This window comes from Vibrio sp. Vb2960 (genome assembly GCF_033337665.1).
Taxonomy (GTDB): domain Bacteria; phylum Pseudomonadota; class Gammaproteobacteria; order Enterobacterales; family Vibrionaceae; genus Vibrio; species Vibrio alginolyticus.
This window is the reverse complement of the sequence record NZ_JAWORD010000021.1, coordinates 31,936-47,380: the sequence shown is the minus strand read 5'-3', so window position 1 is coordinate 47,380 and position 15,445 is coordinate 31,936. Positions and strand designations below refer to the sequence as shown.

Sequence of the window (15,445 nt, the reverse complement as noted above, 5' to 3'; positions counted from 1 at the left end):
GAACAAGTATTCGATGAGGTTATAAGCATGGAAACGCTGCACCTAACAAATTCACATTTCAAACCCGACTCCCCTATCAACAGAATACTTTTGTTACTCGTTGCACTCATCACTTTGTTTTTGGTTGCCATTTCTCCGGGATGGAAGCAAGCCATGTTGTCGGTCATTTTGATGTCTGCAATCGTTGGTTTCGCCATCTTGATGATTAAGAAAAGCCAAGTCACTTTTACGCTGACAGCTTCTCACTTTCAGCAACACCTTTTTAAAGGGGGTTGGGTCGTCAGATGGCGAAATATTGAGTCAATCGGTATTTGTAGCTACCAACAGGAAGGGTGGCACCAACCGCTACCTTGGATCGGTATTCGTCTAAAACACTACTCACCCTACTTAAATTCAATCTGCCCTCGTATAGCGACAGAAATTCTCCTCAGCCAGCGAGCACTGCTTTACTTAGGCGCAAAACAAAATCAGTGTGAAGATAAGTTTGAGGATATGGTGCTTGACCCTAAACCGTATATAAACAGAGATGGGATTGAGTACAAAGGTTTGTTAGCGATGCTCGCCAACCGGATGAAGTATCAGAGAGGCTTTTATGGCTATGATCTATTTATATCAGCAAGTGATCTAGATCGTGAGGCTGAGGATTTTGTGGGACTGACTCGGCGATACTTAGCTGCCGCCGAGCCAGAATAATGCTTAGTACACGCACTTTTAGTAAAGCGGCATCTCGTCAGCAACGAACGGGTTAGTTTTACGCTCATGACCGAAAGTCGATTGAGGGCCGTGACCAGGGACAAACGTGACATCATTGCCTAAAGGCCACAATTTCTCTTTGATAGAGCTAATCAACGTATTGAAATCACCTTGTGGGAAGTCAGTTCGACCAATGCTACCGTTAAACAAAACGTCACCCACAAACGCTAAACGCGCTTCTTCACTGTAAAGCACAACGTGACCAGGTGTATGACCAGGTGTGTGGAATACATTCAGCACTTGATTACCAAAAGTGACAGTGTCACCCTCATTTAGCCATTGGTGCGGTTCAAACGCTTCTGTCAGCGGGAAACCAAACATTTGGCTCTGACCTTCCAAACCTTGCAACCAGAAGTTATCTGCCTTGTGAGGGCCAACAATCTCTGTACCGCCAAGCAGTGCAGACAGCGGCTCCGTGCCACCTACGTGGTCCAAGTGACCGTGTGTTAGCACTAGGTTTACCACGTCAACACCCAGCTCTTTGATAAGCATAGCGAGCTGCTTTTCATCGCCGCCTGGGTCAACCACAATACCTTTCATGGTTTCGTCACACCAGACAATAGAACAGTTTTGAGAGAAAGATGTTACTGGAACAACTTGGTATTTCAGAGCCATAGATAACCTATACCGAATAAATTTGCGTGAAAACTGCCGCAACTATGACACTAAGGCCTAGCGACTTCAAGCTTTGAACTGTGGGTAATCGACGACGTTCTGAGACTAGAAACCTTGTCTCAACTGGCACTACCAAGAACGAACAGCACCCGTATCGATATGAACAAAGTTACTGCCTGGATAATAACCCACGCCACCGGCTTTTAGGCTTAATGCAGCATCACGAACTGTTGAAAGCTTCACACCGTCTAAACGGAAATCAATGGCCTTTCCTTCCATGTGCATGCTCTTTTTCGCTACACGAGAAGACCCGTTGCGCAGCGAGGCATTAGTGGCAGGAGAACGGTAACCTGAAATGACGATCACCTCTGCTTCTGTACCAATTAACTTTTGAATTTGGCTTATTTGATCGAACAAGCGTCGATCCATCGGATGAACCTCATTCCGTCGATGGTCTCGACAAAACTCATTCAGCCTTTGAAGTTCATCATTAATGTATCGTTTTCCATCGAAATAGCATGTTTCGAGGATCTCTCCAGTATTAAGATTGTTCATCGCCAGCGCACGTGGCTCGTCAGGGAGTGAAGCCCAAGAAAATGATGGCAGGGCAGACGCCAACACCACACCACCAGCGGTCATTTTAAGGAAATCTCGGCGGGAAAAGTTACGACTTACCATTTCAAAATACAGTGCTCAACAACTAGACAAGTCGTGGACATTAACCAAACACATTTGTCACGTCAAACGCATAAAACACTCCATCTTGATTTTCAGACGCAGTAATTATTGTTTAATTATTGAACGAAAAGAGAATTCTTCGTTTTGTAAATTTTCCTTAAAGATTTCAACTGCGGTGATCGTACTTATAGATATCATCACGGTAGTAAAGCGTTCCCTCTTCCAACCATGCTGTTTGATAAATGATGTGTACTTGAATGCGCTCTCCCAAAGGAACTGACGTGTTAGACCGACGAGAACTTTCTCGCTTTTTCGCTAAACGTTCTTCCAACCCCTGAGTTTTGAACAGAAGTTCTGCTAGCTGGTCTGCATGTTCTACACGAACACATCCTGAGCTGAATGCGCGTCTGTCCTGTTCAAACAAGTTCTTACTTGGCGTGTCATGCAAATAAATAGCTTGTGGGTTAGGCATATTGAACTTGTACAATCCCAGTGCATTTTGTAAGCCCGACGCCTGTCGCATACGATAAGGAAATGTTCTCGGATTCACCGTTGCCCAATTGATGGTTGTAGGGTCAATAATTTCGTTCGAAGTCCAAGACCGAATGATTTGAATGTTATGGTTAATCAAATACATCGGATTACGTTTTACTTTAGGAATAATGTCTTTAACCATGATAGTCCAAGGCACGTTCCAAGTTGGGTTGAGAATAACTGAATCCAGTGCTACCGACATGATGGGCGTTTTTCTTGATGCTCTCCCTACCACGACTTTAGACTCAAACAAGGGTTGACCGTCATGCCAATACGTGACTTCGTATCCAGGCACGTTAACAAAGACAACATTATCCCTTTCTTTCGACCAAATTCTTGAACGCTCAGAATTCAACGCCAACAGATGCAATCGCTCTTGAGGAGAAAAGTTGATCCATCGAATGGTATTCGGGCCGATAACGCCATCTTCTTTCAAACCATGAATACGCTGGAACTCTTTTATCGCAAGCTCTAATTGTTCGTCATATTCTTCAGTGACTAAATCCAAGTAAGAAACATCTACGCCTACGATCTCCATTCGCTCAATCAATAGGGGTCTGTTTTCCAATATATCGCCAACACGTGCTAGCCCAGTTTGTTGATAGGCAGGATATTGGTACTGAGAATGTTCCGATAGCGAAGAATAGGCGGAGTAGAAAGCATCATCTGTTTGTAATGGAGACCGGAGACTTGCCAAAAACTGACCAAGTTTGCCAACCGTAATCTCATTACTCAGAACCGATAAAGTATCGATGCTAGGAGCGGGTAACGTAACATGGGCTTTGTCTGTAAATAGCCAATTAATCCCTTCTTCGGGGAGTTGCTCAAGATAACTAAGGTACATCAAGAGTGAATCTGTCATCACTAAATCGAAGTCGAGATTATCTCCCTGCCACCTTACTTGGTTTATCCGGTGAAGTTGATTTTCGAATTCGTCGGTGACATCCGCAAGTGCAACCAGGTTTACTTGAAAAAGAAACTGCTCAATATCACTTTCATTTTCCCAGTTCAAACGGTAATTGGTGCTTTGATACAGTTGATCAATCACCTCTGGATAATGGATCATTTTTTCTACAGACAGCTTTTGTACCGCTCCCTCTTGCTCGACTTGCGCTGAAGCTTCGAGAGAAACGACGGTGGAAAAGCTGCAAAACGGCACCAGAAGTGCCGTCATGATTAAAACCCTAGCAAACACTGAAATGATCCTTGCGCTACTTGCCATAATAAAAAGTATGGCAAATATCTCACAGCTTGCAGGTTTAAAATTAAGAATCTGATGCCGAAAACGACAACAAAACTCTCTATAAGTAATTACTCAATGATCTTTCTAGATAATTCTCGACCAATGGTTGTCCCATTGCACTCCGCTTGCGAAGGTACTTTTTGACTCCTCTGGTCTTTGCTCTACCACTTTTCCCGCCCCAGAGCTGACTCGGAACTCATCGCCATAAACCACAACACCAGAGGCGTCTGGTAACGCACTTAGCTCTACCAATTTGCCCGTAGATTTAGACCATATACCATAACAACTGCCCGGAGGCGAAGTGGCTAAGATCCATTCATCGGTTGCTGCAATACTCGCAACATAGTGATTGAAACGCGCCCACTCTTCAGGCTCAGCTTGAAGATCTTGCATTTCACCACCACGCGTGTGCATGGCGATCAAGGCTGGATACTCGTCCGGCTCACCACGATATTGCTGACCACAAAGCACGGTTTCCGCACCATCATGAGCTAAATGGCGAATACTCAACTTATGATCCGGTAAAGACACTTGATCCAATAGCTCCCCTTCCTGTGAAAGGTAACTCAGACTCGGTCTCATGCTATCAAGATTGAGAGGTTCACGGCCGTTGGTGTGTACGCCACCGACGCCAATCGCTAATGCGCCATCAGGCATCATGATCACTTCATGAGGACCAAGACCAAAACCCGTTAACTCATCGATCTTTTGATATTGCTTCTGCACATCATAAACACCAATGATCCCACGGCTTGTCCCCCTCTCCCCTTCTGTGGCAAATAGCAATGTGCCGTCACGGGAGTAAACACCATGTCCATAAAAATGACGATTTGGCGTTGCTAGTTGCAGTTTGATCATCTGCTCTGAGCGATAATCAAACACCATGAAGAAAGTACCAGGTCGACGACCAAAAACTACGGCGTGGCCTTGTTGGTTGGTTGCTACACCATGACCACGCTCAGGAATCGGCAATGAAGATAGCGGCATACCATGCTCATCCGCCACCACCGCTGCGAATTTATCTCGACCAATGATAGAACAGCCGATCAACGCAGGTTCACGTGAGCTTGTTGAAGCACAACCAAATGGCATCATAGGTATAGCCGCCCCGAATAGAGCGGCTTTCAGCAAGGTTCGGCGGGTTTGATCAGTCACCATCGGTTGCATTAAATCCTATAACTACGCCAAGCTCGATCGCCACTTCTTCGTGAATCAGGTACTTCAATTGCTCTAGCTTGTTGTATTGAGCGAGCACCATGCGATAGCCTTCTTTTGTTTGTAGTGCAGCAAACAAGCTCTTATCTTCAGGCCAAGTTTCTAGCGCCATTTCGAACTGATGAACGACACGGTCTGCGAGATCTGCATGGCCTTGCTCTCTAAGTAGCGCATCTAGACCATTTCCGTTAGCAAAGTACAACGCTTCCATCCCTTGAAGGTTGGCTTTTAAGTTTGAAAGCGAGGTCTCGGAACGCCACGATTCTGAGAAATACGGGCGAGGCTTACCAATCTTCGCTAGCGGTCGGCTCAACTTCTTCATGCTGTATTCAAGCTGATTCGAGAGCAGTGAAATGTACTCAGATTCCCATTCCGTCATCTCTAGCGATTTCCAAGGGTTCTCTGCCCAAGAATCCGCGATGATCTGCGCTTTGTCATCAAGGTTTTCAGCAATCGAAACGCCTGTCGCACAAGTATTGCCGTAGCTAGATAAGGTCGACGCTTTATCGTAAAGCAGCCATTCCAATGCACCTAAACCTTGTACGGTGACACTTTGGGTGGAGATATCTTCTGCACTCCAAGCTTGATCAGATTTTGTCAGTACGGACATTTTACGACCAGTGGTGTTCTTTTTATCTGGCCAAAACTGAACATTCCAGCTTTGCTCCAGCGCCGTAGCAGGGCCACGTTCTTGACCTTGTAATGCCATCCACGCAAGCATAGTTTGATGCCATTGCTGTTTTACTTGTGCATCATCTTTCGACTCTGATGCGCAGTAATCTGCGAAGCGTTGTTCAAGTTCTGTGGTTTGCGCTAAAAACGTCTGAGCTGATTGAAACTCCACCTCGTACACGCTTTGAGAAATATGACTTGTACTCTCAGGCTTGGCAGAGCTCGAACCGATGGTCGATTGGCAACCAACCAAACTTAACGTTGCGGCAATCGCACTCACTAACAGTGTCTTTTTCATGGTTAGGTCCTTATAGAGAGTTCAGAAACGCAATGAGAGCATCACGTTCTTTTTTGTTAAGAGCTAAAACATTTTGTTTCGCCGTTTCAGCTTCGCCGCCATGCCACAACACCGCTTCCATCAGGTTACGAGCGCGACCATCATGTAAGAAGTAAGTATGTCCGTTTACTTCTTCGGTATAACCAATACCCCATAGAGGTGCCGTTCGCCATTCACGGCCGTTTGCTAAGTATTCCGGACGGTTATCGGCTAAGCCTTCACCCATGTCATGCAAAAGCATGTCGGTGTATGGGTGGATAAGCTGCTCAGAAAGCGCTGGTAACTCTGGTCGTTTCGCCGTTTTAACACTGGTCTTGTGGCAGCTTTCACAGCCAGACGCAGCAAAGATTTGCTGACCAAGTTTCACGTTAGGGTCATTGACATTACGGCGAATAGGTACAGCTAAGTGCTGGCTGTAAAACTCTACGAAGTCGAGAATATTTTCACTCACTTCTGGTTTGCCGCCATTTGGCATGTCGTCACAAATGCTTTGTTTCGAGGTACAGTTTTCATTTGGGAATAAATGGCTCGTAAGACCCACATCACCATTAAATGCTGCTGCATTTTGCTGCATTAGCGTCGGTTGTCCTGCTTTCCAGCCAAAACGACCAATCGAGAAGTCGTCCTTCTCAATATCCCACACCTTATTGACTTTGCCTGAGATACCGTCTTTGTCGGCATCTTGTTCATCAACCCAAGCAAGTAGCGTTTCGTCGGGAATACTCTCTAACAAACCAAGGCCGATCATTGGCGGTGCCACGCGTGCTGAGAACTCGGTATCAGGGTGCATATCGCCGTAACCCAGATCGGTAATGTTCAAATGAGGTTTTCTTAGCGTCACCGTCGTACCGTCTTTAAATTTCACTGGGACATCGGTGTAAGTGATTTCGATTTTGCCTTCTGGCGTTTGATCCTGCAGGGCGAAATCTTGAAGCTGACCACCATAAGTCGGCTCAGGTATGCCACCGTCTTTGATGTAGGCTTTCTTTTGTTCTGGCGTCATCGCAGGAATGCTTAAGCGCACTAACATAGACACGGCATGTAAATCATCTTTCTCTGGCGGATGACCACGACCGTCTTTGATGTGACAGTTCTGACAACCATTGGTGTTAAAAAGCGGACCTAGGCCATCACGAGCGTCTGTTGACGCTGGCGCTTGTACCCAAGGGTTGCGGAAAAAGCTGTTACCCACACTAAAATCTAGGCGTTTGCTCATCGGCAGGTTGGCAGCAGGAAGAGAATAGGCATTCGCGCCATCTTTTTTAACACTGGTTTTGCCACCAGACTTAACATCGTAAGCCATGGCAGAAGAAGAAAGGATCGCGGCTAGCGCAGAAATTAGGTATGGCTTCATATCATTGCTCTACATAGACAACAAGGGTGATAACAACGAGCTCAAACGGCAAAAGGGCTCACAAAGAGCCCTTATTTATTATGGTTTTCTTATTAAAACTCGTGGTCAGCAGTATCAGGGCTTAGGCTGTCGATGCCGACAATGTTTGCCGCTCGCTCAATCGCACCAGTTTGCGCTACCAACGACATGATGGTGTCGTTTACCAGCGCGTTGCCTTGTGCGTTACCCGCCGCAATAAGTTGGTCAAAATGCTGGTTATTCTTCTCTGCAGAAGTCACTAGCTCACCAACTTGGCTAAGTGTTGTATCAAACTGCTTTTGAATGTCGGTCGCGGCTTTCTTATCTTTTTGAGCAACAAGATCAGCAATACTTGGACCAGATAGCTCTTTGCCGTTTACACCTTTGTATGTACCTGTGTAAACGTTGTAGATGCCTTGCTCGTTGTAGTAGTGAGAATTATGCGTGTTGTCTGAGAAACAATCGTGCTCGTCTTCAGTTGAGTTCGCTTCTAGTGCCACTTTCATGCGCTCACCCGCTAGCTCACCTAGAGAAAGAGAACCCATGCCGAATAGCATCTTACGTAGACCATTGTCCGCTGAGTCGTTCAGTAGCTCTTCACGGTAGTTACCTTTTACTTCAGCAGACCACTGCTTTTCCATCCACTCAAGGTCTTGAACCAGTAGATCAGCGGCTGCTTTTAGGTACTCTCCACGACGCTCACAATGGCCATTCGTACACTCAGAACCCACAACGAAATCAGTGTAAGCACGTTGACCTGCACCCGCGTTAGTGCCGTTTAGGTCTTGACCCCAAAGCAAGAATTCAATCGCGTGGTAACCTGATGCAACGTTTGCCTCAGAACCGCCTACTTCGTTTAGATCCGCTAGCAATTCTGGAGTGATTTTTGAAACGTCCAGTTTAGAAGCACCGATCTGTAGGCTAGTGTTCGCGATGATGTTGGCAGCAGCGCCCTCGTTACCCAATTCGTATTGGTAGTCCGCTGCTACGTAGTCGATCAGACCTTCATCAAGTGGCCACGCGTTTAACTGACCTTCCCAATCGTCAACAATCGCGTTACCAAAACGGAAAACTTCAGACTGTTGGTAAGGCACGCGAGAATCTAGCCAAGCTTGTTTTACTTCTTCAAGCTTTTTCGCTGATGGTGATTTTAGAAATTCGTCGATTTTTACGTCAAGCGCCTTCGCTGTTGTTACTGAATCAGCAAACACAGCATGGGCAACGTCCGCGTAATGTTCGACTACTTGTTGTTTAGTTACTGTGGCAGCAACGGTAGAACCACTGGCAATGAGGAGTGATGCAGCAATAGATTGGACTAAAACTTTTTTTGCATTCATCTGAAGCATCCTTGTTGAGCTTTTCAATTATCGTATTGGTAGTGCTAATTATTCTTATTTGCACTTTAGTCTCGAGATAATACAAATTTACAATTTATTTGCAACTCCAGATACAAAAAAACCTCATAAAAATGAGGTTTTTCACAGACTTTATTATCAGTTTTATCTTTAGGATTAAACCTTTAGGTCATGTTTTCCGTGAGAGACTTTTGCCTTCAGATAATTTTCGTTGCCATCTTTGATATGTGCAGAGGTATTGACAACCTCGCCAATTTCAATTCCGTACTCAGATAACTCACGAATTTTCTTAGGATTGTTCGTCACGAGGCGGATCTTATTCACGCCTAAAGCTTCTAGCATTTGTGCTGCTTCTGTGAAATCACGCAGGTCATCATCAAAGCCCAAATGGTTGTTAGCTTCGTACGTGTTCATGCCCTGGCTTTGTAAGCGGTATGCATCGATCTTATTGTACAAGCCAATACCACGACCTTCCTGACGGAGATACAAGATGATACCACCGGACTCGCCCATGCGATTGATCGTCTCTTCTAGTTGCTCACCACAGTCACAGCGTGAAGAGTGGAACACATCGCCTGTCAAACACTCAGAGTGCATACGAACTAAAGGCATGTCCTGAGTTTGGTCCGCTTGTTTAAAGATAATAGCAACATGCTCTTTGTCTGTCTTCAGACCATGGAAAGACAGAATTTCGGCATCAATGTTACTTTTTGCCCCGACTTTAAAATCTACTCTGGCACGTACTTCCGCCATATCTATACTCACTCGATTTATTGCTTGATGCGCTTGATGCGTTTTCGTTATTGCATTCATGGGATTTACTCGTTGCTCTTCAACTATGGGGACTGATACCGCATTTTGCAATATAGAGATCACAATTGAGGGCAGTTATCCACTCAAGACAGCAAAAGAGAACCACTCTCCAACTGAACAATTGTTATATTATAACAATTTAAAAAAACTACAATAAAAAACCCCAGACAAATTTTGTCTGGGGTTTCAAGAAGGTCGTTTGGTCTATCTTTTAATGGGTCTGACTGCGCTTCCAAACGGCGAGTTCAATCCAAACTGCTTCGAGTTCTTGGATTTCCTCGTCGGTCAACACGGCGAGCGTTGAAGTAACTTGAGGCAGGTTCGGTGATTGCAATGCACGAATCTGCGAATAGAAGTCTTTTTTAAGTTGTAATATAACTGAATCCACTGCGTGCACCTATTTCGTTCTTTTATTACTTATCCAGCTCAAAATTTTTATTTTCTTTATACTGGAAACTTCATAAATTCGGAAAAATGATAACATTCTGCTTGTTAAGTGCACAATTTATTTTTAATAGTGGAATAACGGTCACATTAATTACGCTTCACCATTCGGATCGAATATAAGACAAAAAAGATCAAAAATAGCACAGGAAAGATCCACAACAGCGCCGTGGAATAATTTAATGGTGGTTGATACAGAACAATATTCCCATAACGAGCAACTAGATAGTCCTTTATTTCTTGATCTGAGCTGCCTTCATTGGCCATCGTATACACTTTCAACCTCAGGTCTTTGGCCGCCTGTGCATTAGACTCGACAAGGTTTTGGTTTTGACACTGCGGGCAGCGTAATGTCTTGGCTAGCGAGGTTGCACGCTGTTGCACTTCAACAGAATGAAACTCAAACAGATCAACATTCTGTTCTAAATCCGCACTTATCGTGAAAGGAGAAAATAGTATAAATAGGATTAAAGTGAGGAGAAGATTATTAAATCGAAACATTCAAGTATCCTGAAAATATATCGTTCCATTTATCTGCCGTTATCTCTCCACGATATTTGATCAATATACGACCATTTGGATCAATCAAGTAAGTTTCCGGCGTTCCGATAACACCTAGCTCCACAGCGAGCTTTCCATTAGGGTCACTAATTACTTCAATATATGGATTTCGTTTAGAGCTCAAATATTCACGAGCGGCTTGTTTTTGATCTCTATAATTCAGCCCAATAATAGGCACACCGAGTTCTGCTAACTGCAATAACTCTTCATGCTCTCGTTTGCATACTCCGCACCAAGATGCCCAAACATTCAATAATTTATATCCGTCGCTTTTGAACAACTGCTCAGAAACCATGTCATCAGAGATCAGAGAAGTAGAGCGAAAATTCGGTGTCTCTAAATTTCGTTGTGGGGACAATTCAACATGTGGTCGCTCAGACAAAGCCACCGCAGTTACTACAGCAAACACGGCAACAGCCACAAACAGACCTGCGAGTTTAAGCGTATTTCTCGATCGCATTGATAGCCTCTCTCCTTTTCTTTAGGCCGGTTAATAGCGCACCAAACACAGCTAGTAGCCCGCCAGACCATATCCACCAAATACCTGCGCGGTACTGAACTTTAATCGCATAAGCATGAGTATCGACTTTGTCACCCAATGTCACGTAATAATCGCCATGCCATAGTGAACGAATCGCAGGCTCGGTCATATTCATCACTCGCACAGGGTAATGACGCTTTTGCGGGTTGAAATTGAGCATGCGGCCATCTTCCAAGTGCAAGGTGATCTGTCCTTGTTCCGCGGTATAGTTCGGCCCCACCAGCCATTCGATACCATGATAATCGATAGTGATCCCCGCCCTTTGTTGAGAACTGCCGGGGTCGACACGTAAATTGTATTCATAAGAGTAGTGACTATTGAATACAGCCCCACTCACCGCCAGTGCAAAACCGATATGTGCCATCACGATTGGCATGAGTTTACGCTTATTGGAACAGCGAAACAGCATAACGAGATGCGCCACAATCACCCAAGTAGCCAACGTTATGGTTAACAATACTTCGAAATGCAGTGCATTCACTGAGAACATAAACCCGATCCCAGAGACTAGAGATAACGCGATACTGATCGCGATATCAGCGCTTACACTCAGCACTGTGCCTTTTGTCCATTTCAGCACCGGCATCAAAGCTAAAGCAATCAGAGCCAGTATGCTTAATGGGAAGATCAGACTATTAAAGTAAGGCGCGCCAACTGAAATGTTCCCTAAGCCGAGCAGTTGATAAACCATCGGATAAAAAGTGCCAAGAAAAACGATGGCAGTCGCAACAACCAGCAGCCCTTTGGCGATGTAAGCAGTGTAAGCTCGGCTCGTTAGAGATTGAAGTTTAAAACGAGGGAGTTGTTCTCCTCGCAAAATCAATACGCCAAAAGTGATGATGACAAGCAAGCTCAATACACCAAGCAGCACCAAACCTTTAGTTGGGTCCACCGCAAAAGCATGCACTGAAGTCAACACACCAGAGCGCACCACGAATGTCCCTAAAATGCTTAGGCTGAACGTAGCAAACGCCAGTGCGTAGGTGCTCCAAATTGCGCCTCTGCTGCGTGTTGCGACAACACCGCTGTGCAACAAAGCAGTACCAGTAAGCCAAGGTAGTAAAGAAGCGTTCTCCACAGGGTCCCAAAACCACCAGCCGCCCCACCCTAGCTCATTGTACGCCCACCATGATCCCACCAAGATACCCATCGTGAGCGTTCCCCATGCAAAAAACGCTGCGCTTCGAGCAACCACATACCAATCGCTCATCGGTTGTTTACCCAATAGCGCCGCTAATGCAAAAGCTAATATTGCTGCGTAACCGACATAACCGAGATAAAGCAATGGTGGATGAATGATAAGCCCAACGTCTTGCAACATTGGATTTAGATCTCGCCCTTCCGAAGCCAATAATTGGGCATATTCGAACGGGTTAGAGGTCATTAACGTGAACCATGCAAACGTCCCAATCAGAACGTTCATGATTCCTAAACAGTCACCAGTATATTGGGCGTTGAGCGGTGACTTAAATGCAATAAACGACGCCCATAAACTCAAGGTTACGACCCAAAACAACATGGAGCCTTGGTGCCCGCCCCAAGCGGCAGCAATTTTGAATGCTACGGGAAGTTGACTGTTTGAATGCGTAACAACATATTCCAACGCGAAGTTGTCTTGCACGAAGCAGACGATCAGAAGTGCTAAACAAATGATGGAAGCTAAGCTAATGATGTGGGACATCGCGACTTGATGCGGCAATGTCGCCTTCTTACCCATAGCACGACGTAGCCAATGCAGCAACGATGCACAAGTCGATGTTACAGCCACCAATATCAGTAAGAAGAACCCTAGCTCAGCCTCCATTTTTCCCCCTTACACTATGGTCATTTGACCGGCATAGAGAATGAAAGTACGTAGCATAAGTACGCCAACCAAGCTCAACGTCGTGACCACAAAAACGTAACTGCCTTTGTGGCGCACTTCTGAAGGCGTTAACCAATTGAGAGTCAAAGGCGTAATCATGCCGATGAACACTACGCCAACCCAGAACCATTGAGCCCAGAATCCACTCGAAATAGCATTCCAAGCCGCGACTTCGTTCTGACCACCGCTGAAGATCAATCCAGTAAAGAAGGTCACTAAGACAAACAACTCAAACAACACTACTGGGCGTTCAAATCCGTGCACCCAAGACACACTTGGGCTGCTGGTCGACTCTTTAAACACCAAGATGCCGAACATCAAGCATGCCGCTGCACCCGAGGACAAACTAGAGAACAGGAACAAGATTGGCAGTACTGGATTGTTTAGCATTGGGTAAGTCTTCAACGCAGACAATAGAAAGCCAGTGTACGCTGCAAGTACGATGGCTAAGAAGCCCAAGAATAATTCAATTGCGTTGTTGGCTTTCCCCGCCTTAATCAAAATGCCATCGGCAAAATCCAGCAGTTTGCTTGGTAACTTCCCTTCACAGAAGCTGATGATTTGATGGCGGAAGATAACGCCAATCCAAACAAACAGCACTAGCATGTACACTTGGAACAAGATCACGCCCATCGACATCACAGACGTTGGGTTGTAGTAGATCATGATCTTCCAAAACTCTAAAGGCTTGGTTAAATGGAAAATCAAAATTACCAACCCAGCAATGATGCCAAATGGTGCGAGCCAAGCCATCGCTTTCATGATGCCGTTGTTTGCAGGATCACCTTCAATCACTTTGCGTTTTAAATAGATAGAAATAATCACCGCACCCGCTGACATCCCAGCAAGGAATAAGTAAATCGCGATGATCCAATCCCAGACTAACGAGTCAAAGTGGAATGCACTTTCGAAGCCGTTCATGATGACACCTCCCCTTTGCTATGCGGAATTTTGTACAGTTTAGGTTGCGTACCTAAATGCGATTTATCGCGATAGACAACATGGCTTTCGATAGCTTTGCTCACCTCGCTAGTTGGGTCATTTAAATCACCAAAGATGAGTGCTTTTGTTGGGCAAGATTCCACGCAAGCTGGCTGCTTACCTTGCGCTAGGTTGGTATCACGGCAGAAGTTACATTTATCCGCAGAGTGATCGACTGGATTAAAGAAGCGCACTTGGTAAGGGCAAGCAGCAAGGCAATAACCACATCCGACACATTTCTCTTTGTGTACATCCACGATGCCGGTCGCTTCATCTTTGTATGCAGCGCCTGTTGGACAAACGTATACACATGGTGGGTTATCACAGTGCTGACAGGATTCACGAGTAAACTGGTATTCCACATCTGGGAACTCGCCAATCGGTTCACTGCGATGAATTTTAAGTCGCGTTACGCCTTCAGGGACTTTATTTACTTCGCGACAAGCATCGGTACAAGCGGTACAGCCAATGCAGGCATTTTCATCATGAACCATACCCATGCGTTTCGCTTGTTCACGGTTGCTGGCATAAAGAGAGGAGCTAACAACGGAAGTGCCTGCAACGCCTGTAGTTAAAATCAACGCGCCGCTGCCGGCTAAAAAGTTTCTTCTCGAACATTTCATGCTATCTCTCCTCTTCTTTGGCAAGTTCAGGTTCGACGGCAAATTCAGAGTGACAATCCACACACTGCTTGATCAGTTGTTTTCTGTCGTACGACAACGCTTTGGTTTTCGCTGCGTGTACATCGTGGCAATTTGAACAAGTGAGGTTTTTGGCGTGCACATCGTGCGTCCAGTGGATTTCTCTCAGCTGTGTCGGTGCGTGGCAATCCACACATTGGCTGTTGGCTTTAAGAATCATGCTTGGATCAAGGAACACTTTGTCGTGTACCTCTTTCGATTGCGCGGCAGAAAACTTAATCACATCAGGCGCGCCCTCACGATGGTCGGGACCAATGTTGCTATGGCAATTGGTGCAATTAAGTTGCTTCCCTTGGCTGAGTAGAGCTTGCGGGTCATGCGAAAGGTTCAGAGTCTCTTTTGCATCCTTATGACATTGCAGACACTTGTAGTCACGGTCACGGATCAACTCGACTTGATGACGCTCAGCTTGAGCACCTTCAATCGGCTCTGAAGAAGTCGCATGGGCGGCGATGGAGAAACCATAGATGGCAAAGACGAAGAGAAGTTTCAGCATTGTCTCTATGGTCAATTTTATATTGCCCATATTGTTCTTTCCTTAGCTCGATAATAATTGATAACTATTCTCAATTATTTATTTGAGCGACAATTAATTTCCTCTGAAGATATTTTTTAGATCTTCAAATGACATCAATTCTTATTTCGGAAAGCCACAACGCTAAACCTATATTTATAATACCTCTATTATTCATAAGGGGTAGAAACGCCTGCTCAAAAAGCGAACTAAATCACCCTATTTTTAAAAAGGTTAAAACCCAAAGCATTG

At 45.2% G+C, this 15,445-nt stretch carries 16 protein-coding genes; 1 reads left to right on the top strand and 15 read right to left on the bottom strand.

Annotation, left to right across the window (positions count from 1 at the left end; genetic code table 11):
- Positions 1-27 precede the first annotated feature (27 nt).
- On the top strand, positions 28-693 hold the full coding sequence (locus R7O03_RS17595; RefSeq protein WP_005376857.1) for a DUF2982 domain-containing protein: 666 nt from the start codon (positions 28-30) through the stop codon (positions 691-693).
- 18 nt (positions 694-711) lie between these two features.
- Here R7O03_RS17595 and R7O03_RS17590 read toward each other — a convergent pair whose 3' ends face one another.
- From R7O03_RS17590 to nrfB, 15 genes are all read right to left on the bottom strand, one after another.
- Entirely contained in the window at positions 712-1,368 is a 657-nt protein-coding gene (locus R7O03_RS17590) for an MBL fold metallo-hydrolase (RefSeq protein WP_005376855.1), read from the bottom strand.
- Between the two features lie 129 nt (positions 1,369-1,497).
- Complete coding sequence (locus tag R7O03_RS17585) at positions 1,498-2,046, bottom strand: DUF882 domain-containing protein (RefSeq protein WP_031778936.1); 549 nt, start codon at positions 2,044-2,046, stop codon at positions 1,498-1,500.
- Between the two features lie 166 nt (positions 2,047-2,212).
- The gene (locus tag R7O03_RS17580) at positions 2,213-3,754 is read right to left on the bottom strand and encodes a L,D-transpeptidase family protein (protein WP_005376852.1); all 1,542 of its coding nucleotides are present in this window, start codon (positions 3,752-3,754) and stop codon (positions 2,213-2,215) included.
- Positions 3,755-3,907: 153 nt separating this feature from the next.
- Complete coding sequence (locus R7O03_RS17575) at positions 3,908-4,990, bottom strand: DUF1513 domain-containing protein (protein ID WP_137282208.1); 1,083 nt, start codon at positions 4,988-4,990, stop codon at positions 3,908-3,910.
- On the bottom strand, positions 4,971-6,008 hold the full coding sequence (locus tag R7O03_RS17570) for an imelysin family protein (protein WP_318131912.1): 1,038 nt from the start codon (positions 6,006-6,008) through the stop codon (positions 4,971-4,973). Before R7O03_RS17570 ends, R7O03_RS17575 begins: the two co-directional genes overlap by 20 nt.
- 10 nt (positions 6,009-6,018) lie before the next feature.
- Positions 6,019-7,401: a di-heme oxidoredictase family protein gene (locus R7O03_RS17565; RefSeq protein ID WP_318131911.1), complete on the bottom strand. Its 1,383-nt coding sequence runs from the start codon at positions 7,399-7,401 to the stop codon at positions 6,019-6,021.
- Between the two features lie 92 nt (positions 7,402-7,493).
- Complete coding sequence (locus tag R7O03_RS17560) at positions 7,494-8,756, bottom strand: imelysin family protein (RefSeq protein ID WP_199266795.1); 1,263 nt, start codon at positions 8,754-8,756, stop codon at positions 7,494-7,496.
- Between the two features lie 174 nt (positions 8,757-8,930).
- Positions 8,931-9,527 carry a GTP cyclohydrolase II gene (locus tag R7O03_RS17555; protein ID WP_025767283.1) on the bottom strand — a complete coding sequence of 199 codons (597 nt, stop codon included), beginning with the start codon at positions 9,525-9,527 and terminating at the stop codon, positions 8,931-8,933.
- A 271-nt stretch (positions 9,528-9,798) separates the two neighbouring features.
- Complete coding sequence (locus R7O03_RS17550) at positions 9,799-9,975, bottom strand: hypothetical protein (RefSeq protein ID WP_020480909.1); 177 nt, start codon at positions 9,973-9,975, stop codon at positions 9,799-9,801.
- A gap of 146 nt (positions 9,976-10,121) precedes the next feature.
- A complete protein-coding gene (nrfF, locus tag R7O03_RS17545; protein ID WP_017636119.1) occupies positions 10,122-10,532 on the bottom strand; it encodes a heme lyase NrfEFG subunit NrfF in 411 nt (136 codons plus the stop codon).
- The gene (locus R7O03_RS17540; protein WP_318072850.1) at positions 10,519-11,052 is read right to left on the bottom strand and encodes a DsbE family thiol:disulfide interchange protein; all 534 of its coding nucleotides are present in this window, start codon (positions 11,050-11,052) and stop codon (positions 10,519-10,521) included. The genes nrfF and R7O03_RS17540 overlap by 14 nt, the downstream gene beginning before the upstream one ends.
- Positions 11,030-12,937, bottom strand: a complete 1,908-nt coding sequence (locus tag R7O03_RS17535) for a heme lyase NrfEFG subunit NrfE (protein ID WP_318072851.1) — start codon at positions 12,935-12,937, stop codon at positions 11,030-11,032. The genes R7O03_RS17540 and R7O03_RS17535 overlap by 23 nt, the downstream gene beginning before the upstream one ends.
- Before the next feature lie 9 nt (positions 12,938-12,946).
- Positions 12,947-13,918, bottom strand: coding sequence for a cytochrome c nitrite reductase subunit NrfD (gene nrfD / locus R7O03_RS17530; protein ID WP_017820466.1), 972 nt, complete (start codon positions 13,916-13,918; stop codon positions 12,947-12,949).
- Positions 13,915-14,601, bottom strand: a complete 687-nt coding sequence (gene nrfC, locus R7O03_RS17525; RefSeq protein ID WP_086046905.1) for a cytochrome c nitrite reductase Fe-S protein — start codon at positions 14,599-14,601, stop codon at positions 13,915-13,917. The genes nrfD and nrfC overlap by 4 nt, the downstream gene beginning before the upstream one ends.
- A gap of 1 nt (position 14,602) precedes the next feature.
- Positions 14,603-15,205 (bottom strand): cytochrome c nitrite reductase pentaheme subunit, encoded by a 603-nt coding sequence (nrfB, locus tag R7O03_RS17520; protein ID WP_017820468.1) that lies wholly within the window; start codon positions 15,203-15,205, stop codon positions 14,603-14,605.
- Positions 15,206-15,445 lie beyond the last annotated feature (240 nt).

Bases quoted from the DNA above. Each gene is read 5' to 3' on its own strand.
- nrfF (WP_017636119.1), bottom strand. From the start codon at position 10,532: ATGTTTCGATTTAATAATCTTCTCCTCACTTTAATCCTATTTATACTA.
- R7O03_RS17580 (WP_005376852.1), bottom strand. From the start codon at position 3,754: ATGACGGCACTTCTGGTGCCGTTTTGCAGCTTTTCCACCGTCGTTTCT.
- R7O03_RS17565 (WP_318131911.1), bottom strand. From the start codon at position 7,401: ATGAAGCCATACCTAATTTCTGCGCTAGCCGCGATCCTTTCTTCTTCT.
- R7O03_RS17555 (WP_025767283.1), bottom strand. From the start codon at position 9,527: ATGGCGGAAGTACGTGCCAGAGTAGATTTTAAAGTCGGGGCAAAAAGT.
- nrfC (WP_086046905.1), bottom strand. From the start codon at position 14,601: ATGAAATGTTCGAGAAGAAACTTTTTAGCCGGCAGCGGCGCGTTGATT.
- R7O03_RS17585 (WP_031778936.1), bottom strand. From the start codon at position 2,046: ATGGTAAGTCGTAACTTTTCCCGCCGAGATTTCCTTAAAATGACCGCT.
- nrfB (WP_017820468.1), bottom strand. From the start codon at position 15,205: ATGGGCAATATAAAATTGACCATAGAGACAATGCTGAAACTTCTCTTC.
- R7O03_RS17535 (WP_318072851.1), bottom strand. From the start codon at position 12,937: ATGGAGGCTGAGCTAGGGTTCTTCTTACTGATATTGGTGGCTGTAACA.
- R7O03_RS17595 (WP_005376857.1), top strand. From the start codon at position 28: ATGGAAACGCTGCACCTAACAAATTCACATTTCAAACCCGACTCCCCT.
- nrfD (WP_017820466.1), bottom strand. From the start codon at position 13,918: ATGAACGGCTTCGAAAGTGCATTCCACTTTGACTCGTTAGTCTGGGAT.
- R7O03_RS17540 (WP_318072850.1), bottom strand. From the start codon at position 11,052: ATGCGATCGAGAAATACGCTTAAACTCGCAGGTCTGTTTGTGGCTGTT.
- R7O03_RS17570 (WP_318131912.1), bottom strand. From the start codon at position 6,008: ATGAAAAAGACACTGTTAGTGAGTGCGATTGCCGCAACGTTAAGTTTG.
- R7O03_RS17590 (WP_005376855.1), bottom strand. From the start codon at position 1,368: ATGGCTCTGAAATACCAAGTTGTTCCAGTAACATCTTTCTCTCAAAAC.
- R7O03_RS17560 (WP_199266795.1), bottom strand. From the start codon at position 8,756: ATGAATGCAAAAAAAGTTTTAGTCCAATCTATTGCTGCATCACTCCTC.
- R7O03_RS17575 (WP_137282208.1), bottom strand. From the start codon at position 4,990: ATGCAACCGATGGTGACTGATCAAACCCGCCGAACCTTGCTGAAAGCC.